At 63.3% G+C, this 26174-nt stretch carries 24 protein-coding genes; 2 read left to right on the top strand and 22 right to left on the bottom strand.

The features are described 5' to 3' along the window. Positions 1 to 13 precede the first annotated feature (13 nt). The 9 genes from RZE77_RS11775 to RZE77_RS11735 form a co-directional block, all read right to left on the bottom strand. Positions 14 to 802: an SDR family NAD(P)-dependent oxidoreductase gene (locus RZE77_RS11775; protein WP_177192900.1), complete on the bottom strand. Its 789-nt coding sequence runs from the start codon at positions 800 to 802 to the stop codon at positions 14 to 16. Continuing rightward, the gene (locus RZE77_RS11770; protein ID WP_319441998.1) at positions 802 to 2331 is read right to left on the bottom strand and encodes an FAD-binding oxidoreductase; all 1530 of its coding nucleotides are present in this window, start codon (positions 2329 to 2331) and stop codon (positions 802 to 804) included. The genes RZE77_RS11775 and RZE77_RS11770 overlap by 1 nt, the downstream gene beginning before the upstream one ends. Positions 2332 to 2357: 26 nt before the next feature. Further along, a complete protein-coding gene (gene glcF / locus RZE77_RS11765) occupies positions 2358 to 3986 on the bottom strand; it encodes a glycolate oxidase subunit GlcF (protein WP_319441997.1) in 1629 nt (542 codons plus the stop codon). Positions 3987 to 4130: 144 nt separating this feature from the next. Then, on the bottom strand, positions 4131 to 5144 hold the full coding sequence (locus RZE77_RS11760; RefSeq protein WP_319441996.1) for a nitrilase: 1014 nt from the start codon (positions 5142 to 5144) through the stop codon (positions 4131 to 4133). A 44-nt stretch (positions 5145 to 5188) separates the two neighbouring features. Further along, complete coding sequence (locus tag RZE77_RS11755) at positions 5189 to 6190, bottom strand: branched-chain amino acid ABC transporter permease (protein WP_319441995.1); 1002 nt, start codon at positions 6188 to 6190, stop codon at positions 5189 to 5191. After that, the gene (locus RZE77_RS11750; protein WP_319441994.1) at positions 6187 to 7053 is read right to left on the bottom strand and encodes a branched-chain amino acid ABC transporter permease; all 867 of its coding nucleotides are present in this window, start codon (positions 7051 to 7053) and stop codon (positions 6187 to 6189) included. Before RZE77_RS11750 ends, RZE77_RS11755 begins: the two co-directional genes overlap by 4 nt. A gap of 1 nt (position 7054) precedes the next feature. Further along, positions 7055 to 7747: an ABC transporter ATP-binding protein gene (locus RZE77_RS11745; RefSeq protein ID WP_319441993.1), complete on the bottom strand. Its 693-nt coding sequence runs from the start codon at positions 7745 to 7747 to the stop codon at positions 7055 to 7057. Further along, entirely contained in the window at positions 7734 to 8477 is a 744-nt protein-coding gene (locus RZE77_RS11740; RefSeq protein ID WP_319441992.1) for an ABC transporter ATP-binding protein, read from the bottom strand. Before RZE77_RS11740 ends, RZE77_RS11745 begins: the two co-directional genes overlap by 14 nt. Before the next feature lie 9 nt (positions 8478 to 8486). Next, positions 8487 to 9800, bottom strand: a complete 1314-nt coding sequence (locus RZE77_RS11735) for an ABC transporter substrate-binding protein (RefSeq protein WP_319441991.1) — start codon at positions 9798 to 9800, stop codon at positions 8487 to 8489. A gap of 270 nt (positions 9801 to 10070) precedes the next feature. On the opposite strand from RZE77_RS11735, the gene RZE77_RS11730 reads away from it, so the two are divergent. Continuing rightward, positions 10071 to 11051: an AraC-like ligand-binding domain-containing protein gene (locus RZE77_RS11730; protein ID WP_319441990.1), complete on the top strand. Its 981-nt coding sequence runs from the start codon at positions 10071 to 10073 to the stop codon at positions 11049 to 11051. Positions 11052 to 11055: 4 nt separating this feature from the next. On the opposite strand, the gene RZE77_RS11725 is transcribed toward RZE77_RS11730, so the two are convergent. The 5 genes from RZE77_RS11725 to mdlC all read right to left on the bottom strand — a co-directional run bounded on the left by RZE77_RS11725 (position 11056) and on the right by mdlC (position 17677). Then, complete coding sequence (locus tag RZE77_RS11725) at positions 11056 to 12186, bottom strand: alpha-hydroxy acid oxidase (RefSeq protein ID WP_319441989.1); 1131 nt, start codon at positions 12184 to 12186, stop codon at positions 11056 to 11058. A 63-nt stretch (positions 12187 to 12249) separates the two neighbouring features. Beyond that, complete coding sequence (gene pobA / locus RZE77_RS11720; protein ID WP_319441988.1) at positions 12250 to 13440, bottom strand: 4-hydroxybenzoate 3-monooxygenase; 1191 nt, start codon at positions 13438 to 13440, stop codon at positions 12250 to 12252. An 11-nt stretch (positions 13441 to 13451) separates the two neighbouring features. Continuing rightward, positions 13452 to 14429, bottom strand: coding sequence for a Bug family tripartite tricarboxylate transporter substrate binding protein (locus RZE77_RS11715; protein ID WP_319441987.1), 978 nt, complete (start codon positions 14427 to 14429; stop codon positions 13452 to 13454). A 106-nt stretch (positions 14430 to 14535) separates the two neighbouring features. Further along, positions 14536 to 15984, bottom strand: a complete 1449-nt coding sequence (locus RZE77_RS11710; protein WP_319441986.1) for an aldehyde dehydrogenase — start codon at positions 15982 to 15984, stop codon at positions 14536 to 14538. A 67-nt stretch (positions 15985 to 16051) separates the two neighbouring features. Continuing rightward, positions 16052 to 17677, bottom strand: a complete 1626-nt coding sequence (gene mdlC, locus RZE77_RS11705; protein ID WP_319441985.1) for a benzoylformate decarboxylase — start codon at positions 17675 to 17677, stop codon at positions 16052 to 16054. Positions 17678 to 17792: 115 nt separating this feature from the next. Between mdlC and RZE77_RS11700 the strand changes: the two genes are divergently transcribed. Next, positions 17793 to 18710: a LysR family transcriptional regulator gene (locus RZE77_RS11700; RefSeq protein ID WP_319441984.1), complete on the top strand. Its 918-nt coding sequence runs from the start codon at positions 17793 to 17795 to the stop codon at positions 18708 to 18710. A gap of 628 nt (positions 18711 to 19338) precedes the next feature. Here RZE77_RS11700 and RZE77_RS11695 read toward each other — a convergent pair. The 8 genes from RZE77_RS11695 to RZE77_RS11660 all read right to left on the bottom strand — a co-directional run bounded on the left by RZE77_RS11695 (position 19339) and on the right by RZE77_RS11660 (position 26170). Further along, entirely contained in the window at positions 19339 to 19659 is a 321-nt protein-coding gene (locus tag RZE77_RS11695; protein WP_319441983.1) for a 2Fe-2S iron-sulfur cluster-binding protein, read from the bottom strand. Between the two features lie 27 nt (positions 19660 to 19686). Then, positions 19687 to 20937, bottom strand: a complete 1251-nt coding sequence (locus RZE77_RS11690) for an NAD(P)/FAD-dependent oxidoreductase (RefSeq protein WP_319441982.1) — start codon at positions 20935 to 20937, stop codon at positions 19687 to 19689. 17 nt (positions 20938 to 20954) lie between these two features. Beyond that, the gene (locus RZE77_RS11685; protein WP_319441981.1) at positions 20955 to 21431 is read right to left on the bottom strand and encodes an aromatic-ring-hydroxylating dioxygenase subunit beta; all 477 of its coding nucleotides are present in this window, start codon (positions 21429 to 21431) and stop codon (positions 20955 to 20957) included. Then, positions 21431 to 22702, bottom strand: coding sequence for an aromatic ring-hydroxylating dioxygenase subunit alpha (locus tag RZE77_RS11680; RefSeq protein ID WP_319441980.1), 1272 nt, complete (start codon positions 22700 to 22702; stop codon positions 21431 to 21433). Before RZE77_RS11680 ends, RZE77_RS11685 begins: the two co-directional genes overlap by 1 nt. 79 nt (positions 22703 to 22781) lie before the next feature. After that, positions 22782 to 23489 carry an ABC transporter ATP-binding protein gene (locus RZE77_RS11675; protein ID WP_405547451.1) on the bottom strand — a complete coding sequence of 236 codons (708 nt, stop codon included), beginning with the start codon at positions 23487 to 23489 and terminating at the stop codon, positions 22782 to 22784. Next, the gene (locus RZE77_RS11670; protein WP_319441979.1) at positions 23486 to 24241 is read right to left on the bottom strand and encodes an ABC transporter ATP-binding protein; all 756 of its coding nucleotides are present in this window, start codon (positions 24239 to 24241) and stop codon (positions 23486 to 23488) included. The genes RZE77_RS11675 and RZE77_RS11670 overlap by 4 nt, the downstream gene beginning before the upstream one ends. After that, a complete protein-coding gene (locus RZE77_RS11665) occupies positions 24234 to 25184 on the bottom strand; it encodes a branched-chain amino acid ABC transporter permease (RefSeq protein WP_319441978.1) in 951 nt (316 codons plus the stop codon). Before RZE77_RS11665 ends, RZE77_RS11670 begins: the two co-directional genes overlap by 8 nt. Then, positions 25181 to 26170 (bottom strand): branched-chain amino acid ABC transporter permease, encoded by a 990-nt coding sequence (locus tag RZE77_RS11660; protein ID WP_319441977.1) that lies wholly within the window; start codon positions 26168 to 26170, stop codon positions 25181 to 25183. The genes RZE77_RS11665 and RZE77_RS11660 overlap by 4 nt, the downstream gene beginning before the upstream one ends. Positions 26171 to 26174: the final 4 nt, after the last annotated feature.

Genomic DNA, 26174 nt, shown 5'->3' with positions numbered 1-26174 from the left:
GTGCTCCGGGGGCTTAGGGTGTGAGTCTGCCGCCATTGAGGTGTAACACCTGGCCGGTCATGTAGCCGGATGCCGGTCCGGCCAGAAAAAGAATGGGCCCGACCACGTCGGCGGGCGTCGCTACCCGTCCCAAAGGAACGGTTGCGACGTACTTCTCCGCCATAGCGTCGAACCAGCTTCGGTCCGCCTCGCCCTCGGCTTTTCCCGTGCCGCCGGCGAGAAAGTCGGTTTCCACTGCGCCCGGGGCGACGACATTGGCTCTCACGCGCGGCGCACATTCCATCGCAAGCGCCTTTGTGAGACTCACCAGACCGCCTTTGGACGATGCGTACGCCCCCATTCCCGGCATCACCTGATAGGCGAGGGAGGAGGCTACGGTGACGATTGCCGCTTGCTCACTCTTGCGCAGCATGGGCAGCAGTGCGTTGGCAAGCAAGTAGGCCGAGGTCATGTTCACAGCCATTAGATGGTTCCACTGATTCAGGGAAACCTCAGCGAGCGGGCGACGCGGCAAGATGGGATAGCCGCAAAGAAAAATGAACGAATCGACGCGGTCCCATTGTCTTGCGACATCGGCGACTGACGCTTCGATGGTGGCCGGGTCCGCAGCATCAAACCCGACATAGCGCGCCCCCTCGACTTTCGTGTCATCGCGAATGCTCTGCGGCAAATCCAGCACGATGACGTCAATGCCACTCGCCGCAGCTTGGGCGACCAACTCGCGCCCAATACCGCCGCAACCGCCGGCAACCACCATGCGCGAGGAACGAGCGGGTTCTAGACCATTTGCGTGGAGTGCCATTATTCCGCTCCTGGCAGATCGATGCCGTATTTGCCTGGGCTGATGACGCCGTTGGGGTCCAGCGCCTGCTTGATGGCTTGGCATGCCCACCGCAGGGAAGGCATCATCTGCTCCATGTGCAGATCTGCGTAGTCGGCCGGCGCACGGCCAACGCCGATGCCCCTTTTGGAGAATTCAAGTGTGAGTTCGCGATAGCAGGCATCCGCTCTTGTGTTCTCGCCCCGGTCATCCTTGTTCCAGACCAGGACGTGAAGACCGCGGGCGAAGCGTGCCGACGCCACGTGCATGACGATGTAGTCCATGCCATGCTTCTCATAAATCGAACGGCCCAATCGGTCGAGTTCCATCGCCTGGCTGCCCACCATGGGCGTGCCCGGAAGGAACCACGAGTTGCCGCTACCCGGACGCCACTGCAGCATGCCCAACTCGCCTGCGCTCGGCTCACCCGACATTGAATCGATCGCGATGCGAAGCGCTGGAATGTTCAATGCTTCATCATGCCCGATGTAGCGAGCCTTTCCGCTGCGCTCGAAGTGCCCGCGCACACGCGCGACCAGCGGCTCGATCGCCGCAGTTGACGCACCGTAGAACATGCCCGAGACCTGCCACGCGCCGAGCCCGTGCTTGCCTTGAAGTGCCTTGCGTGCGACGCCTGAGATGCTTTGTCTGCTGCCCTCCAGGTACTCCGGGTTGCGCTCGTCCGGCGCCATCGCATACAAGTCGTTGGCAATGCGAAAGAGCGACGGCACGAAGTTGGAGAGCTTCATCGGCCGGCACAACTCGATTATTTCCGCCAGATCTTCATCATCGGGGAACACGAAATGAAAGGACCGCGAGGCCGGCGGTCGCGGCATGAGCCACACGCCCACTCGCGTCACGATGCCGAAGTTCGATTGCGCGAACAGACCGTCCAAGGCCGGACCGAAGGAAAACTTCGACACGTGCCAGTTCACCAGCGATTCCGTGTCCAGGCTGCCGTCGCCGGTGCGGATCACCTCGCCGTTGCCGAGCACGACCTCCATGCCGCAGGTCATCCCGAAGTGATCGAAGTACGGCCCATAGCCGGCGCCTCGATCCATTGCGTTACCGACAATTCCGCCATGCGGCGGTCCCGAAGTGGCGGAGACCATCAGTTTGTCACCGCGGCGTCGGAGCTCGTCGCGCAGCATCTGGAAACTGACGCCAGGCTCTAGCTCCGCATAGCAGGTCTCTTCGTTGATCTCGCGGATGCGGTTCATACGGTAGCCGAGATCGACCACCACCTGTCCCGCACGTGCCGGGGCACGCGAACCCAGGCCGATGTTGTTACCCGTGCTGATCGGATAGAGCGCGACGCCGAACTCGTTGGCGGCTTTGACAATGGCAACCACCTGGGCCGTTGACTCAGGGAATAGAACAGCGGAAGGCGCTCTTGCCTGCCCGGGCAGGGTGTGCTCTCCGTAACGCACCAGTGTCTCGGGCCGCTGGTCGACCCATTGGTCACCCAAGTCGCTGCGGACCTGGGCCAGGAAGTTCTGTATGTTTTTCATGATTGGATTCCTGCTGGAGTGAGGGCCTACCAAACGCCCATGTCCTTCGACGTCTCGCCCGGATAGAAGTGGACGGGTTGTTCAGATGACGAGGCGACCGGCTCGTCCGCCACCTTGTCAATTGCAATTTCCTCGAGGCTCGCGTTTCGCAACGCCAGAGGCGCTGGCCCGCCATAGGCCCAGTCGAGCAACTCCACCGTGTGTACGATCGGCGTGGGACTGTGTAATCCGATCTGCGTGATGCAGCCGATGTTGCCTGCCGCCACGATCTGAGGATGAGTGCTGGCCAAGTTTTCTGCCTTGCGCTGGCCAAGCTGCCTGGCGAGGTCGGGCTGGAGCATGTTGTAGGTTCCGGCGGAGCCACAACAGAAATGGGCCTCCGGCACATCGGAAACAAAATAGCCGGCCTTGAGTAACAGTGCCCTTGGAGGTTGCGTTACCTTCTGCACATTTCGCAGAGAGCACGCATCGTGATAGGTAACCTTATGGCGTCGGGGTGTCGTCGGGGCAGAGACTCCGATACGCATGAGCCACTCGCACACGTCGACTGCAATGGCGGCTACTCGCTGCGCGCCCTGCTCGAAGTCGGGATCGCCCTTCAACAAATGGCCGTAGTCCTTCACTGTGGTTCCACAGCCCGATGCATTGACGAGAATGGCGTCGAGCCCGCCTCGATCGAGTTCACTGAGCCAAGCGGCAACATTCGCCCTGGCGAAACTGCGAGCGGCTTCCTGCTTTCCCATGTGCAGGTTGAGCGAGCCGCAACAACCAGCAGCTTCTGGCATGACGACCTCGCAGCCGAAGCGAGTCAGCATGCGAATGGTGGCCGCATTGATGTGCGGGGCAATCTCAGGCTGGACGCAGCCTTCAAGCAGTGCGACCCGCCATCGGCGAACGCCTACTGCCGGGTAGTTGCGTTGTCCGACGGTGTCTGCCGGATCGGATGAGCCTGCGGGCGGCAGTAGCTCCAGCAGCGGCCGCACTGCCGGGGGCATCCAGCGGCCAAAACGCGCTGCGATCCGACCCAGGCTGAGCGCGGGCTTGAACAGGTTCCTGCGCGGGAGCACGAAGCCCAAGGCACCGCGTAACAACCTCTCAGCCAAAGGGCGCCGGTACGTCTTTTCGATGTGGGCGCGTCCCACGTCGATTAGATGCATGTAATCCACCTTGACGGCACAGGTTCCCATGCAGGACATGCAGGACATGCAACGGTCCAGGTGCTTCACAGTCTTCGGCGACGGCGCCCCGCCAGATTCAAGCATTTCCTTGATCAGGTCGATACGGCCACGCGGACCGTCGTTCTCGTCGTGCAGCAGAACGTAGGTCGGGCAGCCGGATGTGCAAAAGCCAAAGTGCTGGCAGCTCTGCAGGATGTCGGCGGCCTCCGCGATTTGCGGTTCGGCCAACTGAGTTTGTGTGAAATGAGTCTTCATGTCTGCCGCGTACGCGACGAATTCCGTCCGTCGCATCTGTGGTTCTCCCAAGCTCGGCGTGCTGCTTGCCTGTGCTGTGGCGTCGGCAATGCCTTGGTGAGACTTTACGAACTGCGCGGCCGACCGCGTATGAGTGCCGTGCACGATTGTTGGAGAAATGCGCACGGCCGCCCTGCCCGCGCGCACCACGCGCGATATGCGATACAGGAAAAAATCGTCCAAGGCCCAGGGGCTACGCAGAGCTGTCGTGCCGAGATAGGCACGCACACGATTGGAAGTTTGTGACCAGCCCGAGGTATTGAGTTAAGTCGGCGATTTGGGATTACGACACCAACCCGCAGCAGAGGGCGCGTTGGACGCAGGAATTCAATCCGGCCTGGCTTCTGTCCATTGCGCCTGATCGGTGATGCCTTCTCCAAAACTGATGCTCGTCCGGCGCGGATTCTTGTTGACCATGAGCCGTACGACATCGCCACGAGCGTAGTGACCCGAAGGGTCGTAAGCCGCCTTGGCCACGGCAATGCTGGCCAGATCAATGTCTGCATAGAGCAGGCCTTCCTGGTCCTGCGGCAGGTGTGCCACCAAAGGTTGTCCGTCCGGTCCGAAGATCATGGAGTAGCCGCCGCCGGGCTTGCAGCCGTCGGCATTGAGCAGCGCCGATCGCTCAGGCGTGTCGCACAGCGCGTCGAACATGTCCTGCCCGGTGACCGCACTCGCGTGAAGCACGTAGCAGCCCCCTTCCAGCGCATAGATCTGGCTGGCGGCCAGGTTGACCTCGTGTCCGAGCGCATAGGCTTTGCCACGGTACAGGGTGAACGAAGGCCAGGACGCCACGTGCACCTGTTCGTGCATCGAGTACATCGCGTACTTCGAAAGCGGCTGTATGTGTTCCGCGCAGCACAGCGCGCCAAGACGACCGACGCTGCTGTCGACGACCTGGAAGTCGGACCCGTCACCCTCGCCGAACAATGTGCGCTCGACGTGCGTGGGCTTCAGCTTGCGGCGCTTGAACACCACCTCGCCCTTGTCGCTGACGAGCGCCTGGCTGATGTACAGCGACCCGCCGTCGATCTCGGAAAAGCCGATCACGACATTGATGTCCGACATCTTCGCGGCAGCGGCGATTGCCGCCAGCTCCGGTCCGTCGGCTCGCAGGGAGTTTGCGTGGTATCTGGAGACGAACTGCATCCCCCATGCCGGAGCACCAAGCCACAGCCACCAGGGGTAGCCCGGAATGAACACCTCCGGAAACGCCACGAGCTTCGCGCCGTTCGCCCCCGCTTCAGCGATCAGGCCAATGGCTTTTTCCGTGGATGCCTTTGCATCGAGGAACACCGGGGCAGCTTGAACGACGGCCACCTTGAAAGCTGTTTCGGACATCTGGATTTCCTTGACTGCGAATGAATTGAGAGAGGGACCGAATTTCAGCGGCGGGGCATGTCGCGTCGCACGCCGAATGGATCGATGGCCCATCGCCGAGTCACAAGGCTCCAGGCACCGCCAGGTGCGAACACCATGGTGGCGATGGCAAGCGAACCGAGACCGATGAAATACCAGGAGCCGTAGGTGGCGAAGGATTCGCGCAGAAGAAAGTAAAGAATCGTTCCCAGAATGGGGCCTTCCAGTGTTCCGATACCGCCCAGGACTGCAATGAAGATGGCCGCAGCGGACCAGTTCAACGAGAAGGTCGCATCCGGCGTCACCTGCAGCGTGTTCATGTAGGCCACGGCTCCCGCGAGCCCGGTGATGGATCCCGCGATGACCCAGAGCGCAAGCTTGGCTCGCTGGATCGAAACGCCGGATGCGGCCGCCGCAGCCTCCGAATCCCTCACGCTCATCAGCGCCAAGCCCAGCTTGCCCCTGAGCATCAGGCGGGCGATAAAGAGTGCGCCAACGCCGGTGATCAGCGCGGACCAATAGACACCCGCGTTGCGAGTCCAACGATCGAAGCTTCCAAGTGCTTCGAGCGGCATGCCGCCCCCGGCGCCCAGCCATTCGCTGTTGAGCGTCAGGATACGCAGCATCTCCGCAAGAACCCAGGTGCCCACCGCAAAGTGTGCGCCGCTGAGCCGAAACATCGGCAGTGCGCTCAGCAATGCGAAAAGCGCAGTCGCTGCCGCTGCCAGCGGTAACATCATCCAGGGGTTGACTCCCAGCCCGTTGGATAGGGCGAAAAGAGCGTAGGCCCCCACGCCGACGAACATCTGGTGCCCAACGACAACCAATCCGCCGTAGCCAGCGAGCAGATTCCAGGCCAGGGCCATCGCGAAGACGGTGAAAATTTCCACAAGGAGACGTTGCGTTGCGAAGCTCGTGAACCACGGCGCCAAAGCCAAGGCACCCACCACAATGAGCAAGGCGGCGCCAACTACCGCCCTCCCCGCTTTGCGGGGCCGCGCCCCGTCCATCAATGCGACCGAGTTCATCGGGAGCCCTTTCCAAAAAGCCCTTGTGGACGTACCAGCAGCACGATCAAGAAGACCAGGTGCCCGAAGAAGGGACCAAAGCCCGACGACACCTTGGCACCAAGGAGCTGTGCCACGCCAATGATCAAACCACCAATGAACGTGCCCCAGACATTGCCAAGACCGCCGAGCACAACGGCCTCGAACGAGTACAGCAGGCGCTCGGGCCCTGCCGTGGGGGAAAACGGCGTCCTGATGCCGTACATCACCGACGCCAGCGCGATCACGGCGAGCACAAAGCCGGTGACCAGCGCAAAGAAATTGCGGTCATTGACGCCGACCAGACGCGCGGTGCCGGGGTCGTCCGCCACGGCACGCGCCTGCCGCCCCAGATGGGAGTGACCGATCAGCCAACTGGTACCCGCAAAGATGGCCACGCTGATCAATGTCGAGGCGAGCGGCAACAGCCCTATGGACACGCCGCCCAGTTCGAATCCCCGCAAGGCAAACTCGCCGGCCTGAAGACTGCGCGTATCGGCGGTGTAGACCTCCTGCAGGACGTTCTGCACGACGATCGAGAGACCGAAGGTCAGCAGCAGCGGCGAAAGCGCTCCCCTGCCGACGACGCGATTGAGCAAGACTCTTTGCAGCACATAGCCAATGACGAACATCATGGGAACCACGGCGAGCAACGAGAGGAATGGGCCGACGCCCACAACTTGCATCGCGGTGCTGCACAAATAGGCGCCCAGGACGATCAGATCGCCGTGCGCGATGTTGATCATCTTCATGACGCCGAGGCTCAGGCTGAGGCCCAGTCCGAAAAGGGCATAGAGCGCACCGAGCATCAGCCCGCCTGCGATGGTCTCGAGAAAAGCTTGCATGTCAGATTCCAAAGTAGGCTTGGGCAACTTGCGCATGGTCCGCATGCTCGGACGAGCCTTCCAGCACCGCGCGCCCCTTCTGGATGCAATAGAAGCGATCGGATTCGGAAAGCGCACGCTTGACGTTCTGCTCCACCAGCACGACGGCCAAGCCATCGCTGCGGGCCCGCCCGAGGAGTTCGTAAACCTCGTTGACGGCAACCGGGGAGAGCCCGAGCGAGATCTCGTCGCACAGCAGATAGCTGGGGTTGCAGACCAGCGCGCGCGAGAGCGCCACGAGTTGCTGCTGGCCACCCGACAAGGCTGTCGCCGGGCGGTGCTGAAAGGCTTCCATCACCGGAAACTCCTTCATCAGGCGCTCGATGGTCCATGGCCCCTTGCGTCCGTTGCGCATGGCCAGTTGAAGGTTTTCGCGAACCGTCAGGCTGGGAAACAACCGTCGGCCTTCCGGCACCAGTGCGATGCCGCGATCGAGTTGCTTGCGCTCCGGGTCGCCGCCCACGGGCCGGCCATCGAGCTGAACCCCGTCGGGGCGTGCGCGAACCGAACCGATGATCGAACGAAGCAGCGTCGATTTGCCCGCACCGTTCGATCCAATCAAGGCCACGGTTTCCCCTGGCTTGACCTCGAACGTGAGACCGAACAATGCCTGGAACAGGCCGTAGTACGCATCGAGTCGTTCAGTGCGCAGCATGGTCGACCTCCTCGCCGATGTCGGAGCCGAGGTATGTGTCCCGCACAGTCTGGTCGTCCATGACCGATCTGGGATCGCCATCACAGATGACAGCACCGCTTGCAAGCACCACCAGACGATCCGCCGCCGAAACCAAGGCATGCACCAGATGCTCGATCCAGAGAACGGTGACGCCGCTTTGATGAATCGTGACGATCAGCTGCAGCAGCTGCTGCATCTCGCCGTCGGTCAGCCCTCCGGCCACCTCGTCGAGCAGCAACAGGCGTGGCTGCGTGGCGATCGCACGCGCAAGCTCGAGTCGTTTTCGCTGAAGCAGCGTGAGCGTGCCGGCCAGCTTGTTCGCGACGGGAGCGAGGCCGCAGCGTTCGATCGCGTCTATCGCCAATGCCTGTGCGGCGCTCCCCCTCCCGCTGCTGCCGAAGGTCGCGGCGACCAACGCGTTTTCATAGGCAGTCATGCCTTCGAACGGCTGCGGAATCTGGAAGGTGCGCCCGATGCCAGCACGGCATCGCTGCGCTGCATCCAGCGTGGTGACGTCCGTGCCGTCGAGAAGGACGCTGCCGCTGTCGCAGCGCGTGCTTCCGGAAATGAGCCCGAACATGGTGCTCTTGCCTGCGCCGTTGGGACCGATCACTCCGATGAATTCGCCGTCCGCTACGGAAAGCGAGAGTTTCGGGATGACGACCATGTCGCCGTAGCGCTTGGTTGCATCGCGCAGTTCGAGCAGCATGGCAGTTCCTCAGGCGAGCTTCAGGAGTTCGAACTTGCGCTGCACGGGAATCTCCGGCGCCGTCTTGTTGTTCGTGATGAAGAGCTCCGGCTTGCCTGCGGCGTTCACTCGCCATTGCCCCCCGACGACGCGTATCTTGGAGACGTTCTTGATGCCGCTCGATGCGAAGTCGAGCTTGCCGATGATGGTGTCGTGTTTCATCACGCGCACAGCGTTGGCTACCTTGACCGGGTCCTTGGGGTCGCCACTGGCCTTGAGCGCCTGGATTCCAGCTTCGAACAGCGCGTGAACCACTCCCATGGGCTGCGTCCACTCGCGCTTTGTGGCGGTGGTATACGCATCAGCAAACTGCTTGGCGGTCTGGCCGGTGAGGCTCGACTTGAACGGGTAGGCAGGCGTCCACCAGATCTCGGTCGACATGCCGTCGGCACGCGGGCCGAGTGCAGCGACCCCGCCGGGGAAGAGCAAGGCCTTGGCCACAGTCGCGACCTTCGGCTTGAAGTTCATCTGCGCGGACTGCTTGACGAACGAAGCCCACTCGGGCGGATTGAACAGGCCGGTGACGATTTCGACGTTGTCTTTCTTGAAGGCCTGGATGTAGGAGGAAAAGTCGTCGGCACCGGCGGGGAACCGGCCGATGTCCACGACCTTGTACCCAGCCTTGGCAAAGGCCCCGGGCATGCCAAGCTTCATGTCGCCCATGGCATTGCCCGGCACGTCGTTGCTGAAGACCGATCCGACGACCTTGTTCGATGGCACGTCGGACCAGATGTCCAGGTACACGTCGGCGATGTCTTCAAGGCCCCAGAAGAAGTGGAAGACGCTCTTGAAGCCCTTGGCCGGATCGCCCTTGAGGGGAAACAGCCAGGCTTGCCACGGACCTACCGTCGAGATGCAGGGAACGCCGTTGAGTTCGCATTGCTGCGATGCATTGGGACCGATCGACACCTGCGCCAGCATGAGGTCGATGTTCTCCTTGTTGATGAGCTCGGCCGCCAGGTTGGACTGCCGGTCCGGGCTGCTCTGGTCGTCGCGCGCCAGGATCTCGACCTTATATTTCTTGCCGCCCACGGTCAGCCCGTCTGCAAGCGACTTGCGCACCTGATCGAGGATGAAGTCGTCGGCTTCGGCGAACGGCGAGAAAGGACCCGTCTTCGGGCTGATGTAGCCGATCTTGATCGTGTCCTTGTCGGCTGCCCAAGCCGAACTGGCCTGGCCAAGGGCCGCCACGGCGCCGAGCGCTGCCGCGCCGCGAAGCAGCTGGCGGCGGTTGCCAAGGAGGCCGGTGTAGCTGGCGTTCTGCAGGTGAGTCGATGTCTTCAAGGTGCGCTCCGTTGCGGTTACAGCCCTCCGCGAAGGCCTGCCCAACTTTCCTTTTTTCCGGCACGCGCGACTTTGTTGGCCCGGCCGGAAAAGTTGACTGGAACGGCCCTTCGCAGGGGCTGCAGATGCGCTCCGCCGAGGAGTGACCTAGGGTTTTCTTGGCATCAACCTTGCATGATTTCAATCAGACTCCGGACATCCGGATCAATGCACCAGGCCTGCGTTGCCCGGGCACCGAGCAAGTGCAACGTCAGCCCCAGGCGGGCCGCCATGTCGACCTCAACTGCCACCTCGATCCTCGCTTCCACTGCCGACTTCGATCAACACGACAAATTCGGCTATTGGCAGGACGTCGTGTGCCGTGCATTGGTCGATCTCGAGTGCAGGCCCATGGACGGCATGGCCTTCGAGGCGTCCGTCAGGGGATCGCGTCTTGACGGGTTGAGCGTTGCCCAGATCGAAGCTTCCGCGCACCGCGTGGCCCGTCAGCCTTCGGCCATATCGCGTTCCGGCGAAGAGTCGCTGATTTTCAACTTCGTGCTCTCGGGCACAGCCTTGGCGGAGCAAGACGGAAGGAGCGTTGTGTTGACGGCGGGCGATGGCGCCGTCTGCGACGCACAGCGTCCTTATTCGCTCAGATTTGACGACGCGTTCAAGCTCATCACGATCAAACTTGCGCGATCGGCCATCGCACACCGGGCCGCGAGCATTCATCGCATCACAGCGAGGAGCCTGGCGGAGTCGAGCCAGATGTGTCCGATCCTCTTTGGCTACCTGGTCAGTTTCAACAAGCAGGCCTCGCTTCTCGAGCCGGCCGCATCGGAAAAAGTGGTCAGGAACTTCACCGAACTGCTGTCTGCCGCCTTGGACGAGGTCATCCTGGCCTCACCACTGCCGCTCTCGGAATACCGCGCAACCGCATTGATGCGCGTGAGGGACTTCGTGGAGCGCCATCTCGACGCGTGCGAACTTGGCACGTCGATGGTGAGCACTGCATTGAATTTGTCGCCGCGCTATATCAACAAGTTGTTCGAAGCCGAGAACACCTCCTTGACGCGGTACATCTGGCGCCGGCGTCTGGAACGTGCAGCGTCCGACCTGCAAGATCCGACGCGCGCCGGTCTCGGTATCTCCGCGATCGCGATGGCGCACGGGTTCAACGATCTGAGCCACTTCAGCCGGGCATTCCGGCAACGGTTCGACCTCTCGCCCCGCGCGTACCGCGCAAGCGGTGCCGCCTCGACCGCCTGAGGCGTCACCGTCCGCCCGGCAAGCCAGACAGATCGCGCACTGTGCTCGCGCCGAGCAGGGTCATGCTGCGGACAAGTTCGTCGGCCAGGATTTTCAGCACCGCTGCCGCGCCCTGTTGCCCGCCCACCGCCAAGCCGTAAAGCGTGGGCCGGCCCACGAACACAGCCGCTGCCCCCAGGGCCAAAGCCTTTGCGACGTCGCCACCACGACGAATTCCGCCGTCCATGAACACGGGGATGCGTCCGTCGACTGCACTCACGACACGGGGCAGCGCCGAGATCGCTGAAGGGGATGCATCGTTCTGGCGACCACCATGGTTCGACACAATGAGGCCGTCGATGCCGTGGTCCACCGCGATGCGTGCGTCGTCCGCATGGAGCACGCCCTTGAGAAGGAGCGGCCCCTTCCACAATCCACGAAGCCACGCCAGGGATTCCCAGACGAGCGACCGGTCCATGGCGCGGGCCAGCAACGCCGCCTGCATGCTGGTCGAACCCGCGCCGCTTCCGGACGGCGTCAGATTGGCGAAGTCCGGTGCGCCGCGCGGGGCCATCCGAAGCGACCACCTGGGGTGACTCACCAGGTCCCAGGCCAGGCGCGGTGTTGGCCGGAACGGCATGCGGAATCCGTTGCGCAGGTCGAGTTCGCGGTTGCCGCTGACGGGAACGTCCACGGTCAGCACCAACGCCTGGTAATCATCCTTTCGGGCACGCTCGACGATCTGGCTCGCCATCTCGCGGTGCATGACATACAGCTGCATCCACTGGATGCCGCCCGGAGCGGCTGCGCGTACATCCTCCAGTCGCATGTTGGAGGCCGTCGACAGTGAAAAAGGAATTCCCGCACCGGCGGCCGCGCCCGCCAGCAGGCGGTCGCCCTCCGGCCGAACCAGGCCGTTGAGCCCGGTAGGCGCAATGCCGAAAGGCAATGCCCATTTCCGGCCGAAGACCTCGACGGACGTATCGACCTGCGTGGTGTCGCGCAGCACGCGCGGCGTGAGCTCGATCGACGAAAGATCGCCTGCGTTTCGCCGCATGCATTGGCCATCGTCGGCAGATCCTTCGATGTAGTCATAGACGAATCGCGGCAGCACCGAGCGGGCTCTGCGCCGATAGTCTTCGATGTTCAACAACATGAGATTTGCCCAAGGTCAGTGAGGGTGTCTTGTATCGACCGCACATGGGCGGTCGTGTGCGGATCAGTCGAAAAGTTCGTCGAAGGGCAGCCCGACGTAGTTCTCCGCCAAGGCCGTCGATGCGGCGCGCGAACCGGTGACGTAGTCGAGTTCCGCGATCTGCACCTTGTGCTGGAAGTCATCGGCACCCGGGAAGCGATGCAGCATCGAGGTCATCCACCAGGAGAAGCGCTGCGCCTTCCAGATGCGTCGCAGCGCGGTGTCGCTGTAGCGTTCGAGAAGGTCTTCCCGGTCTGACTTGTAGAACTCCGCGATAGCACGAGCAAGAACCCGCACGTCGGCCACCGCCAGGTTCAACCCTTTTGCACCGGTTGGGGGGACCACATGCGCAGCATCCCCCGCCAGGAAAAGACGACCGTACTGCATCGGCTCGGTCACAAAGCTGCGCATCCCGACAACGGTCTTGCTAAAGATCTCGCCTTCGATGGGAGCCCAGCCGTCGCGGGTGGCTAGGCGAGCGCGGAGCTCGCTCCAGATGCGGTCGTCCGACCAGTTCTCGATCTTGTCCGTCGGCTCGCATTGAAGGTACATGCGCTGCACTTCGGGCGAACGGGTGCTGACGAGCGCAAAGCCGCGGTCGCTCAGCGCGTAGATCAGCTCGTCGGATGAGGGCGGCGCCTTGCAGAGGATGCCGAGCCAGCCGAACGGATAGAGTCGCTCGAAGCCCTTCAACACGCCTCGTGGAATCGAGGGCCGGCTGACGCCTTGCGTGCCGTCGCAGCCGGCGATGAAATCGGCCTCTATGGTTTGCAGTTCGCCACCGGGCTGCCGAAAGCGAACGCTCGGCGACGTGGATTCCAGCCCATGCAGGCTCACATCCGAGACTTCGAACCGGATGTCGCCGCCCGAAGCCAGGCGCGCTTCCACCAGATCCTTGATGACCTCGTGCTGTGCGTAGACCATCACGGCCTTGCCGCCGGTCAGCTCCGGAAAATCGATGCGGCGGTCGATGCCGTCGAAACGCAGGATCGTTCCTTCATGCCGAAAGCCCTCGCGTTCCATGCGGTCGCCCACACCGATCTCTTTCATGAGATCGACGGTGCCCTGTTCCAGCACACCCGCGCGGATCGTGGCCTCGATCGCCTCGCGGCTGCGCGTCTCCAGGACGATCGACTCGATGCCCTGGAGGTGGAGGATGTGGGAGAGCATCAGCCCTGCAGGGCCTGCTCCAATGATTGCGACTTGCGTTTTCATGACCCGGCCCTTCAGTCGAGGCGGATCTGGTTCTTACGGATCACCGCGCCCCAACGGTCGCGTTCCGCGCGCACATAAGAAGTCATCTGCTCCGGCGTACCCGGCAATGCTTCGAGCGACAACGTTTCCAGCCGCGCCTTCACCGGCGTGGAGGCGAGCGCGGCCTGCAGCGTTTTGCTGAGGGCGGCGATGGTCTCGGGCGGGGTTCCCTTGGGAACGACCAGGCCCTGCCAGGCAGACGCATCGAAACCGGTCAGCCCCTGCTCGGAAAGCGTCGGAACGTCGGGGAAGTTCTTCAGGCGTTCCTTGCTGGCCACGCCAAGCGCCTTGAGCTTGCCCGACATCACGTACTGCTGAACCGTGGCGCTGTCCATGAGCGCGAAGGGAACCTGGCCGCCCACGAGGTCGATGACCGCCGGTGCGCCGCCGCGATACGCCACATGCTGCAGCGCGAGACCGGTGCGTTCCTTGAACAGCTCCGCAGCCAGGTGCTGGGGACTGCCGGCACCCGCCGATGCGAAGTTCGCACCGTTCGGGTTGGCTTTGGCCCACGCGATGAACTCTTTCAGGTTGTTGGCCGGGTTGCTCGGATGAACGACAAGCAAGAGCGGAAATCGCGCAAGCATGCCGACCGGCGCGAAGTCTCTCTCGGCATCGTAGGGCAGCTTGGCAAACAGCGCCGGATTGGCCGCGAGCGTGGCGAAGTCGGCGGTGAACATGATGTTCCCGTAGTCTCTGGATTTCGCAACGTAGTCAGCGGCGATGTTGGTTGCGGCGCCAGGCTTGTTGCTCACGATGATCGTGCGCTTCAACGACTTGCCCATTTCCTCGGCAATCGTTCGTGCCACGGTGTCGGAGCCGCCGCCAGCGGCATAGCCGACAACCCATTCGATCGGCTTTTGATCTTGTGCAAGTGCGACGAAAGGCGCGGCGCCCAGGCCGATCAGGGTGCAGGCGAGAAGCCGGTGGCTCATCGAGCAAAATTTCATTTCTTGTCTCCAGTTTTAAAAATCGGGATGCAACGGCTCGTTCACCTCGGCGCATCGCCGAAGTGACATGGCGTCCGACAAGGACGCTTGTGCGCTTGTGCGTTTCCTAGAACGGGTATTGGCGCGGCGTGGTCTGCACGGTCAGCCAACGCAGTTCGGTGAAGGCGTCCACGCCGGCCTTTCCGCCGAAACGGCCGATACCGCTGCCCTTGACGCCACCGAACGGCATCTGTGCTTCGTCGTGGACCGTGGGGCCATTCACATGGCAGATGCCCGACTCGATGCGCCCTGCCACCTGAATGGCTCGCGCCACATCCCGGCCGAACACCGCGGCCGCAAGGCCGTACTCGTTGTCGTTGGCGCAAGCAATGGCCGCTTCGACACCTCTGACGCGAACGATGCCTTTCACGGGGCCAAAAGCTTCCTCCCGGAAGATGCGCATTTCCGACGTGACGTGATCGAGCAGCGTCGCGGGCATCAGCGTGTCTTTCGCCTTGCCGCCGGTGACGAGCGTGGCGCCCTTGGAAAGCGCGTCGTCGATCAGCGCGTTACAGCGGTTGACCGTGCCCATGTCCACCACCGAACCAAGCACGACGGGCCCCAGCCGCGGGTCGCCCAGCGGAAGACTCGCGGCCCGCGCGCTGAGCTTGGCGACGAATTCATCGGCGATGCTTTCGTCGACGACGACGCGTTCTGTCGACATGCAAATCTGTCCGGAATTGGCGAATGCACCGAACACCGCTGCGTTGACGGCGGCATCGACGTCGGCATCGTCCAGGATGACCAGGGGGGCCTTGCCGCCGAGTTCGAGCACAACGGGCTTGAGGTACTTGGCACAGGTGGCGGCAATGAGCTTGCCGACATGGGTCGAGCCCGTGAAGTTGACGCGTCGAACTGCAGGGTGCGCCACCATCGCTTCGACGACCGAAGCGGCGTCGGCAGGCGCGTTGGTCACGAAGTTCACCACGCCCTTGGGGAAGCCGGCCTCTTGCAGCGCCGCGACGATCAACCCATGCGTGGCTGGACAGATTTCGCTGCCCTTGAGAACGACGGTATTGCCGCAGGCCAGGGGCGTCGCGATGGCACGCACGGCCAGGATCACGGGCGCGTTCCAGGGAGCGATGCCAAGAACGACGCCTGCCGGCTGCCGCACGGCCATCGCCAGATTGCCCGGTACATCCGAGGGGATGACCTCGCCGCTGATCTGGGTCGTGAGCGACGCGGCCTCCAGCAGCATGCCTGCCGCCAGGTGGACGTTGAAGCCTGCCCAGATTGCCGATGCGCCCGTCTCGGCTGCGACGACTGCGGCGAAGGCCTCTGCCTTGGCTTCCAGCGCATGCGAAGCCTTCATGAGCAGCGCGCGGCGTTCGCCGGGCCCGGTGGTCGACCAGGTCTTGAAGGCCTCGGCCGCGGCATCCACGGCGGCAACGGCGTCTTCCGTCGTGGCCGCGGGTGCGGTCGTTGCCACGCTGCCGTCCAGGGGGTTGCGCCGCTCAAAGGTTGCGCCGTTGCGAGCGTTCGTGGGCTCGCCATTGATCAACATCGAAATCTTCATCGGCTTGTCTCCGTATGGTGGTTTGAAAGAATGCGTCGTCCGTTGGAACGGGAGTGATTGGCTGGGGTCAGGCGACTCGGACCTCCACGACGCATGGCGTGTCACTGGACAAGCCCTGGTCGAGTGCCTTGCGCAGATCGGCCGGATCGGTCACGCGCAATGCCGCGCATCCCATCCCTTTGGCCAGCGACTGGAAATCGAGGTCGGGGAGTTCCGTGCCCTGCACGACATCGGTGGGCGAAAAGCCAAATACCGGTGCGAAGTCCTGGAGTGCGGCGTAGCGACGGTTGTTCAGGATCACGAAGGTGATCGGCAGCTTGTTCTGCGCCGCGCTCCAAAGCGCCTGGATGGAGTACATGCTGGATCCGTCACCGATCAGGCAGATGACCCGGCTTTGCGGTTTGCCCAAGGCGATGCCCACGGACGCGGGCATGCCGTAGCCGAGTCCGCCGCTGTCCATGGTGTAGAAGGTTTCGCTGCGCGTGAAGGGCAGATAGGCCTGCATCACGGGCCTTGCGCTCGGCGCCTCTTCGACCACGATGTCTTCCGGCCTTTTTGCTTCGGCGAGCGTCTGGAGCACGTAAGCCACCGACATCAACGGCGTCGGCTCTGCGCGCGGCGCGGCCTTTCTCGCGGGGGGAAGCGGGCGCGTCTTCTTCGGCGGCAGGGCCAGCAGATCGAGCACGCCCAACCGGATGCTGCCGACTGCCGAGATGCCGACGGGCGCCCAGGCCGCCGTATCGGGATCCTCGGTCAACTGGCAGAGGGCTGCGCCGACAGGCACATGAGGTCCGGCGCCTTCGACGTGATAGGCGAATGCCGGCGCGCCAATGGCCAGAATGAGATCGTGGCCCTCGAGCAATTCGACAATGCGCTCGCGCAATGCCGGAAGGAAACCGGCGAACAAGCGATGGTCTTCCGGAAAGCTGCAGCGTCCCGACATCGGAGCGACCCACACACGCGCGTTGTGAGCCTCCGCAAGTGCGACGACTTCGTTCCACGCGCCGTCCCGGTCGGCCGCAGCGCCCACCACGAATGCCGGGCGCTCGCTTGCCTCCAACGCAGCCGAGATCTGGGCAATGAGTTCGGGCTCCGCACGCGTTCTAGTGCTCACGACCCGGGTCGGAACCAAGTCGGCGTACTGGTCCCAGTCGTCGACAGGCACCGAAACCAGGACCGGGCCGCAAGGCGGCATCATGGCAAGGTAATAGGCCCGTGCAATCGCAAGCGGCACGTCTTGCGCACGGGCAGGTTCGATGCTCCATTTGACGTAGGGCTTCGGCAGTTCGGTCGCCTGGGCCGAAGACAGGAACGGGTCGAAGGGAAGGATCGAACGCGCCTGCTGCCCGGCCGTGATTACCATGGGCGTGCGGTTCTTGTAGGCGGTGAAGATGTTGCCCATGGCGTTGCCCACGCCGGCCGCCGAGTGAAGGTTCACGAACGCAGCGTTTCGAGTCGCCTGCGCGTAGCCGTCTGCCATGCCGACCACGCAGGCTTCCTGCAGACCGAGGATGTAGCGGAAGTCGCTCGGGAAGTCGCGGAACATGGGAAGCTCGGTCGACCCTGGATTCGCGAACACGGAGGTCATCCCGAAGCGGCGCATCAAGTCGAACACGGCCTCGCGGACGGTGGTGGTGTTTGTTGCGGGTTGCGTGGCCGTTGCGACAACGGCATTCGGTACGGGTGCGGTCATTCGTGCTTTCCTGCTGTGCACCGCGAACTCGCAATGCTGTCTCGATGGCGGGAGTGTGAAACCGCACACCCATCTTGAAAATTGCCTTTTCGAGAAAAAGTCATTACCGTCATGCATGACTTTCGATCTGCAACAGCTCGTCGCTTTCAACGCCATCGTCTCGTCGGGCAGCCTCGGGCGAGCGGCCGATGCGCTGAACATCACTCAACCTGCGCTGAGCCGCACGATTCGCAGATTGGAAGAGCAAGCCGGAGCACCGCTGTTCGAGCGCCATTCAAAGGGAATGCAGCTCACCGATGTGGGCCGGGCGCTGCAGCCGCATGCACTGCTGCTGCAGCGCGAATCGGAGCACGCAAGCGAGAACATCAAGGCCATGCTCGGGCTGGCGAAGGGCACGATCCGCGTCGGTGCGGTTGGGAGCATCGCTTGCCTTGTGCTTCCCTTGGCCATTGGCCGAACTTGCAAGAAATGGCCGAACCTTCAGGTTCAGATCATCGAAGGCGTATGGGATCGGCTGGCGGACGCGCTCGTCTCGCACGAGATCGACTTGGCGCTCGGGGTCGACACCGAGGACACGGGCGAGATCGTTGCGGTCAAGGACTGCCGATGGGAAGACACCAGCTACGTCGTCGCGGGTCGCCACCACCCGCTGCGCAAGAAACCGAAGCTGAAGCTGTCAGACACTCTGGCAGAGCGCTGGGCGATCCTTCCAAAGGGGACGGGACCGTTCGAGCACATGAAGAGCGTATTTGCGCGGCAGAACCTTGCTCTGCCCAACGTGGTCGTCGAGACACGCTCGGTCATGGCGCTCAAGAGCTTGATCGGCCACTCGGGGTTTCTTGGATGGATGCCGGCGCCGATGTACGACGCGGAGCAAAAGGCCGGACTGATCGATGCCTTGGACATCCCCGGCGCAAGCGACAAGAGGATCTTGACGGCTTTTCGGCGGCGGGCAGGCATGCTGCCGGGCCCCTCGACTAAGCTTCTCGAAGAGCTTCGTAGACTGACAAGGGCTGGCTCTAAAGCTGCGTGAGAATGTGGTGGTTCCGCAGTTTCAGCGTGTTGACTCCTTAGGGCTACGCTGGAGTAGCTACCTCGTCGTATCCCGTCGATCTCTGACTGGTCCAGACCCTCGCACGCAGTTCTGCACTACATATCGCGCGCTCAGTGGCAGAAACTTTTGAAGCCTAGCTGCACGTGCCTCGCTACAGCAGCGCGGCCGATCGTGCATGCGTATTCCCTGCACGTCTTGGCCTGCTACCCGTGAAGAAGCCCCGGGGCCAGTCGCCAACACCTCGGGCGCAGTCTCGCCATCAATCGTCCAAATGCTGCCCTGGGGCACTCGCATCGCAAGAAGCAAGTGCCAAGGCTAAGGCATCCTCATTGGCTCATCGTTTGCGGTCTCAAACGCCTATCTGATCGAGCTGCTTGAGCGCCGCGATCAGCACATCCGTGCTCCAGTACGGACGAAATTTGCACCCGTACGCGTAGATAGGAGTATTGGGTGTCGCCTGATTTGGTACAGCGATTGCCCCTGATGTTCGCACTTGATGACAGCGAACTCGTCCAGGATTGCCGCGTTGATATCTTCGCAGACGCATAAGAGCGCCGAATTTCCATCAACACCCCGCAACGCCTCGGCGGCAGTCGCCCACGCATTTTCAGTCTTGAGGGGCCAGCTCAACGTGCAATCCTGCCAACGCTGGTAGCAACACGATTTGGCAACTCAGGCGCGACACGCGTTCGCGGTAGTGGTCTGACTCGGACAGCAGATCGACTTCATCCTCATCAGGCAGGCCCACCGGCGCGGAGCCTTCGCCGATGTACACATGGCAGGTGGCGCATGATTTCGCTCCGCCGCATGTGGCGGCCACGGGCAGCCCCTGGTTCTTGAGGGCCTCCATAAGCGTGAGGCCCTCGGTGCCTGTAAATTGGCTGACGCGACCTTTCCGGTCAGTGACTTCGATGGCTATATCGACCATGGGGATTTCTCATATACGAAACAGGATTTACAGGACCGATTCGCTCACCGCCCGGATCGATCGCACATCGCGCAGACTGACAAGCGGGTCGCTCAACAACGCGAGGGCGAACCTGCGCCTCTCGGTAATCATCTTCTTGGCCGCCGCGAAGTCGGCTGACGCGTTGACGCATTGAATCGCCGTGAGGCGATCGGCGTTTTGATAGATGACACTGAAGCGCCCGCTCTGCGGATCGCCGCGCACCAGCTCGGCATCGCCCGGCAAAGGCAACCCCGCCATCTGCAGCTTGATGTCGAACTGATCCGACCAGAACCACGGCACCTCGTCGCGTCCCGCGGGCTGACCCAGCATCGCGGCCGCCGCCCGCCTCGCCTGCAAGGTGGCATGCTGCACCGACTCCAGCCGCAGCGGTGCATCGAAGCCTTCGCACCGACTGACCGTGCAATCGCCCGCGGCGAACACATGCGGATCGGTGGTGCGTCCCTCGCGATCGACCACGATGCCGCGATTGACGGGCAGGCTGCCACCCCGTGCCAGCGCGTCGCTGGCCTCGTTGCCGATGCTCACGAGCACCACATCGGCAGGAAGCCATGTGCCATCCGAGAGGACCACGGCGTTGACGTGCTCATCGCCCTCGATGCGCGTCACGCTCGAATGCGTGAGCACGCGCACGCCGCGCCTTTCATGTTCGTTCTGCAGGAATCGGGCGATCACCGCCGAAAGAGAGCGCGACAACACCCTGCCCTGGCTCTCCAGCACGGTGACCTGGCAACCGGCCTGGCAGGCGGTGGCTGCGAATTCCATGCCGACATAGCCTCCACCAATGATGACGACCGATCGCCCTTCCACCAACTCGGCGCGCAGGCGATCCGCATCGTCGAGCGACTTGAGTTCGCACACTCCCTCGAGTTCGGCGCCGGGGATCGTCAGGCGGCGCGCTTCACCGCCCGTGGCCAGCAGCAGCTTGTCGTAGCCGAGCACCGCGCCGGTGTTCAGGTGCACGCAGCGTTGCGCGCGATCGATGGCCGTGACCTCGGTGCCCAGCTGCAGTTCGATGTTCTCTTCGGTGTACGACTTGGCGGGACGAAGCCAGAGCCTGTCACGTGGCAGTTCGCCTTGGAGGAAGGCCTTGGACAGGGGCGGACGCTCGTAAGGAGGCCAGGCCTCGCGCCCAACCACCACGAGGCGTCCTTCGTAGCCGCCATCGCGTAGCGCGAACGCGGCTTCGGCGCCCGCCAGGCCGGCGCCCACGATAACGATGGTGGAACCGGTCTTCATGGCTGCCGTCTCTTCGCTCACAGGGGTACGGCCAGCATGTTGTCGATGCTGAACGAGTCGACGATCACCAGCCGCCTGCGCAATTTGAGCTGCCCGCCGGTCTCCACCAGCGTGTCGTCATAGCAGCCGACGATGTAGATGGACGAGTTGCCCTCCAGGTCGCTCTGCATGACCAGCAGGTTGGCGCTGGCGGTGATCGTGCCGTCGGCTTCCTCATTGACTCTCACGTTAGTGATGTAGTGCCGCAAATACATCTGCCGGTACGTCAGCGTCTCCTTGATGAGCATCGACACGCGGTCTTTGACCATGCCCGGTGTGTAGCAGCCCATCAGCGGCGCTGGTAGGCCCGCATCATGATTCTCACGCGAGACCACGCGGTAGTCGCATGCATCGGCGGCAAAAGACTCGGGCCACTCGGCGAAGCGGCGTTGGTTCAAAGCATCCGCGTAGTCGAAGTTGAAGCGCTCGACGCGCTGTTGAAGTGACACGGACATCAGGCGGACTCCCCGTCGCGGTTCATGTTGCCCGCCGGGGCGAAGCCCATCATGCGGTGGTAGTGCTGCCAGAAGCCTCGGATCGAAATCTCCTGTGACAGGTAGTCGGTGTCGTGCGGCTTGCCGACACCGCCCATCTCGAGCACGGAGTGGTCGCCACGGCGTGCCTTGACGCCTTCCTGCACGAGGCGCAGCGCCTCGCCGTCTTCCATCGAGATGTAGCCAGACGGTCCGATGAGGTTGACCGCGAGCAAGCGGTTGTGCAGCTGTTCCGGCGTGTCGCCCTCGAAGCCCAGGTAGGTGATGTGCAGCTCGACCGCATCCGGCCCTTTGGGCCGCAGATGGCGCACGGCGTAGGTGTTGTCGACCTGCGCCACGATCAGGGTCGGGAACATGGACAGGAGCGTCGTCTTGTAGCCGTCACCCAGGTCCAGCGGGATCTTCAGCAGCGAAGGGTCATGCATCTCCAGGTCGGGCATGAGCTTGCCTGTGTCCGCGTAGGCGTCGGAGAGCTTGCCCAGGTTCGCGTTGTCGTTGACCCCCATGATCGAATGGTTCCAGGTGTTCTTTCCATCCTTGTCGAGCTTGATGCCTCCCTGCATGGCCGGCGTCTGGATGCCGAACGACACCTGGAACAGGTGCAGCAACGAGGCGTGGTACGGATCGCGAACGTTTTCGTTGTAGAGCTTCCAGTTCCCGGGAATCTTCTGGCGCAGGTAGCCGATGACCTTGGGCTTGCGCTGGACAAGCAGGCGGTCGATTTGCGCCACGCTGTGCGGGCCGAGGTATTCCTCGAGGGGTTCGGTCGTGTCGCAGTAGGTGCCGAAGATCAGCCCGCCGCGCATGGCCACGCGCAGCGTGCGCAGGCCATGGTCCTTCTTCTCGAAGCACGGTGGCATGCCGCCTTTGCCGTTGTGGCCCTTCTCCAGCGGCACGCCGGTGAGCTCGCCCGCGAGGTTGTAAGTCCACAGGTGGTACGGGCAGGTGTGGCGTTTGGCGTTGCCGCGCAGCTTGTCGACGATGCGCGCGCCGCGATGGGCGCAGCTGTTCTCGAACGCGTTGACGGAGCCGTCCTTGGCGCGCGTAACGACGATCTGGGTGTCGCCGATCCAGGTGGTCTGGTAGTCGCCCCACGCCGGGATCTCGCACTCCATGCCGAGGTAGTTCCAGACCTCGCCGCGGAAGAGCTTGTCCATTTCCAGCCGGTAGATCTGCGGGTCGGTGAACACGTCGTAGGGCACACGCGAGAAGTCCGCAGTGGGCCAAGTCATCGGCTTTTCGACTGTCGGTGTCGATGCCGGATTGCTGTTAGTCATGCCTTGTCTTCCTTTAATTGAGTTCAGTCGGTGGTCAGACACCGAGGTAGCGGTGCCACAGCGCTCGGTCTTGCGCCAGCGCACGGGAGTCGCCTTCCCAGGCGACGCGGCCGCGCTCGAGGATCGTGTGGCGGTCGACCAGCTCGATGAGCCGCTCGACGTACTTGTCGATCACCAGAATGCCGAGCCCCGTCTCTCGCAGCAGTGCGAGGCTGCGCCAGATCTCGGCGCGCACCAGCGGTGCGAGTCCCTCGGTGGCCTCGTCGAGGATCAGCAGCCGCGGGTTGGTCATCAGCGCGCGGCCGATGGCCAGCATCTGCTGCTCGCCGCCGGAGAGCTGGTTGCCCATGTTGGCGGCCCGTTCGCCCAGGCGCGGGAACAGCGCCAGCACGCGATCGAAGGTCCAATGGCCGTCGCCCGACCGGGTGGCGGCGAACGCGGTGAGGTTCTCGCGCACGCTCAGGTTGGGAAAGATCTGCCGGCCCTCGGGCACGACCGCGATGCCCAGCCGCGCGATCTCGCTCGTCGACAGGCCGTCGATGCGCTGGCCGAGGAAGCGGATCTCGCCGCGCCGGGGAGGCGTCAGCCCCATGATCGAGCGCACCAGCGTGGTCTTGCCCATGCCGTTCCTGCCGAGCAGGGCGTGCGCGCTGCCCGTCTGGATCTGCAGGCGAACCTGCGACAGCACCTGGCTTTCCCCGTAGGCGGTGTCGATGTCGATGATGTCCAGCAGAGCGCTCACGCAATGTCCTCCCCGCCCAGATAGGCTTGCACGACATCCGGGTTGCAGCGGATCTCCTGCGGTGTTCCCGTCGCAATGACGTTTCCGTAGACGAGCACGGAGATGCGGTCCGCCAGGCGGAACACGGCGTCCATGTCGTGCTCGACGAGCAGAACAGTGACCTGACCGCGCAAGCGTTCGATCATCTCGACCATGTGGCCCGATTCCTGCGGTCCCATGCCGGCCATCGGCTCGTCGAGCAGCAACATGCTCGGCGAGGTGGCCAACGCGATGCCGACTTCCAGCAAGCGTTGGTCGCCGTAAGACAGGCTTGCAGCAGAAAGCAGTGCGTGGTCGGTCAACCCCAGCCGGTCAAGCACGGCCGCTGCTTCGTCGCGCAGCGCAGTGTCGCGCGCGACCGGGCGCCAGAATGAAAAGCTGTGCCCGCGTCGCGCCTGCACGGCGAGCGCGATGTTGTCCAGCACGCTCAGTTGACGGAATACGTTGGTGATCTGGTACGAGCGCGCAATGCCGCGCCGCACGCGCGCACTGGCAGGCAAGGCTGTCACGTCATGCGCGTCCAAAGTGATCGTGCCAGCGTCGGACGCCAGCGTGCCGGCGATCTGGTGGATCAGCGTGGTTTTGCCGGCGCCGTTCGGTCCGATCAAGGCATGCACTTCGTCGCGCCGCACCTGCAGGTGCAGGTCGTCGGTCACGCGCAGCGCGCCGAACTGCTTGTGCAGCCCCTGGATTTCCAGCAGCGGCCTAGACATGCTGCGGCTCCTTGCGCGCACTGCCGGGCAGGTTCCAGCCAGCCACGCGTGCAAGCACCAGCGCCAGCAGCAGGATCCCCAGCGGCAACTGCCAGCGCTCGGTGTAGTGCGACAGCACTTCCTCGAGACCGAGGAAGACGGCGGCACCGACGACACCAGCCCACGGGCGGCCGAGGCCCCCGATGATCACCATGACCATCAACATGCCCGACTGCGACCAGTGCATCACCGACGGGCTGACGAAGCGGTTGAGCTCGACATTGAGCACGCCCGCCAGCCCGCACAGCACCGCCGCGATCACGAAGGCCACCAGCTTGTAGCGGTAGACCGGGAACCCGATGGTGCTCATGCGGGCTTCGTTTTCTCGCACGCCGATCAAGACGCTGCCGAAGCGCGACGGAATCAGCCGGTGTACCACCAGCAACCCGAGGGCCAGCAGCAACAGCGCGAGATAGTAGAAGCCCGTGTCGCCGCCTGTCGGCCACCAGGCTTCCCAGCCGAAGCTGGAGCGCCGAGTCATCGAGAGACCGTCGTCGCCGCCATAGCTGCGCAGCGAGACGAAGGCGTAATAGAACATCTGCGCCAGCGCGAGCGTGATCATCAGGAAGTGAACGCCCTGGGTGCGCAAGCTGATGGCGCCCATGATGGCGCCCAACAGAGCCACGACAGACAACGCGAGAGGCCACGCCACCCATGCGCTGCCCACGCCGTGCTGCGCGGCGATTGCCACCACATAGCCGCCGATGCCGAGGAAGGCCGCGTGGCCGAAGCTGACCATGCCGCCGTAGCCGAGCAAGAGGTTCAAACTGGTGGCGGCCAGCGCGTAGATCATGACGCGCGTCAACAGGCCCAGGTAGAACTCCTGCCCTGCTGCGGCGAGCAGCACAGGCAACGCGGCAAGGCCGAGTCCCACCAGCAAGGTCGCAATGGCTCCGCGCTTCATGACGACGCACTCCCCAGTTCGGTAGGTGCGAGCACGGGCGAGCGACGCACGCGCAGCCATTTCGGCCAAAGGCTCGTGGCGCCGGGCGAGAACAGGCCCATCGGCCGGAACGCCAGCACAACGATCATCAACAGGTAGACCGACATCGACGCGAGCGCGGGCCCAAGATCGGAGACGATCGCCGCCGGGAGCACCGTGCCCAGAAGGCCGGGCAACCAGGCCCGGCCCAGCGAGTCGACCATGCCCACCAGCAGCGCGGCGATGAACGCGCCACGGACCGAGCCGACGCCGCCCACGACCACGACGACGAAGGCGAGGATCAGCACTTCCTCACCCATGCCGACCTGCACCGACATCAAGGGCGCCAATGCAGCGCCCGCCAGCCCGGACAAGGCCGCGCCGAGCGCGAATATCGCGGTGAACAACCACCGCACGTTCACGCCCATCATCTGCACCATCTCGCGATTCGAGGCTCCGGCCCGCACCCACATACCGACCCGGGTGCGCGCGACCATCCAGTACAGCAGCAGCGCCACGACCACGCCGGCGACGATGAGCGCGAGCCTGTAGGCCGAGTAGCGCAGATCATCCACGATGGGCACCGAGCCCGACAACGCGGCCGGCATGTCGTAGGGCAGCGGCTGCACGCCCCACACGATACGAACGGACTCGTTGAAGATCAGGATCAGCGCGAAGGTGGCCAGCACCTGCGTCAGGTGGTCCTGGCGGTACAGGCGCCGGATCAGCACGATCTCCAGCACGGCACCGAAAAGTCCCATGAAGAGCAGCGCCCCCATGAGACCCATGACGTACGACCCGCTGAACGTTGTCAGCGCCGCAGCCGCATAGGCCCCCAGCATGTACAGCGAACCGTGCGCGAGGTTGACAAGGTTCATGATCCCGAACACCAGGGTCAGGCCGGCGGCGAAGAGGAACAGCATGAGGCTGTACTGCAACCCGTTGAGGAGTTGTTCGATCCAAAGCATGGTC

It is taken from the genome of Variovorax sp. SPNA7, from assembly GCF_033807855.1.
Classification (GTDB): Bacteria; Pseudomonadota; Gammaproteobacteria; order Burkholderiales; family Burkholderiaceae_C; genus Variovorax; species Variovorax beijingensis.
The sequence above is the reverse complement of the archived record's forward strand: the minus strand, read 5'-3'. Positions and strand labels throughout refer to the sequence as shown.

Excerpts from the sequence above, each read along its gene's own strand:
- RZE77_RS11750 (WP_319441994.1), bottom strand. The coding sequence starts at position 7,053 with ATGCAAGCTTTTCTCGAGACCATCGCAGGCGGGCTGATGCTCGGTGCG.
- RZE77_RS11775 (WP_177192900.1), bottom strand. The coding sequence starts at position 802 with ATGGCACTCCACGCAAATGGTCTAGAACCCGCTCGTTCCTCGCGCATG.
- RZE77_RS11665 (WP_319441978.1), bottom strand. The coding sequence starts at position 25,184 with ATGAAGCGCGGAGCCATTGCGACCTTGCTGGTGGGACTCGGCCTTGCC.
- RZE77_RS11730 (WP_319441990.1), top strand. The coding sequence starts at position 10,071 with ATGTCGACCTCAACTGCCACCTCGATCCTCGCTTCCACTGCCGACTTC.
- RZE77_RS11725 (WP_319441989.1), bottom strand. The coding sequence starts at position 12,186 with ATGTTGTTGAACATCGAAGACTATCGGCGCAGAGCCCGCTCGGTGCTG.
- mdlC (WP_319441985.1), bottom strand. The coding sequence starts at position 17,677 with ATGACCGCACCCGTACCGAATGCCGTTGTCGCAACGGCCACGCAACCC.
- RZE77_RS11685 (WP_319441981.1), bottom strand. The coding sequence starts at position 21,431 with ATGTCCGTGTCACTTCAACAGCGCGTCGAGCGCTTCAACTTCGACTAC.
- RZE77_RS11760 (WP_319441996.1), bottom strand. The coding sequence starts at position 5,144 with ATGTCCGAAACAGCTTTCAAGGTGGCCGTCGTTCAAGCTGCCCCGGTG.
- RZE77_RS11695 (WP_319441983.1), bottom strand. The coding sequence starts at position 19,659 with ATGGTCGATATAGCCATCGAAGTCACTGACCGGAAAGGTCGCGTCAGC.
- RZE77_RS11690 (WP_319441982.1), bottom strand. The coding sequence starts at position 20,937 with ATGAAGACCGGTTCCACCATCGTTATCGTGGGCGCCGGCCTGGCGGGC.
- RZE77_RS11700 (WP_319441984.1), top strand. The coding sequence starts at position 17,793 with ATGACTTTCGATCTGCAACAGCTCGTCGCTTTCAACGCCATCGTCTCG.
- RZE77_RS11745 (WP_319441993.1), bottom strand. The coding sequence starts at position 7,747 with ATGCTGCGCACTGAACGACTCGATGCGTACTACGGCCTGTTCCAGGCA.
- pobA (WP_319441988.1), bottom strand. The coding sequence starts at position 13,440 with ATGAAAACGCAAGTCGCAATCATTGGAGCAGGCCCTGCAGGGCTGATG.
- RZE77_RS11740 (WP_319441992.1), bottom strand. The coding sequence starts at position 8,477 with ATGCTGCTCGAACTGCGCGATGCAACCAAGCGCTACGGCGACATGGTC.
- RZE77_RS11670 (WP_319441979.1), bottom strand. The coding sequence starts at position 24,241 with ATGTCTAGGCCGCTGCTGGAAATCCAGGGGCTGCACAAGCAGTTCGGC.
- RZE77_RS11770 (WP_319441998.1), bottom strand. The coding sequence starts at position 2,331 with ATGAAAAACATACAGAACTTCCTGGCCCAGGTCCGCAGCGACTTGGGT.
- RZE77_RS11660 (WP_319441977.1), bottom strand. The coding sequence starts at position 26,170 with ATGCTTTGGATCGAACAACTCCTCAACGGGTTGCAGTACAGCCTCATG.
- RZE77_RS11710 (WP_319441986.1), bottom strand. The coding sequence starts at position 15,984 with ATGAAGATTTCGATGTTGATCAATGGCGAGCCCACGAACGCTCGCAAC.
- RZE77_RS11680 (WP_319441980.1), bottom strand. The coding sequence starts at position 22,702 with ATGACTTGGCCCACTGCGGACTTCTCGCGTGTGCCCTACGACGTGTTC.
- RZE77_RS11715 (WP_319441987.1), bottom strand. The coding sequence starts at position 14,429 with ATGAAATTTTGCTCGATGAGCCACCGGCTTCTCGCCTGCACCCTGATC.
- RZE77_RS11755 (WP_319441995.1), bottom strand. The coding sequence starts at position 6,190 with ATGAACTCGGTCGCATTGATGGACGGGGCGCGGCCCCGCAAAGCGGGG.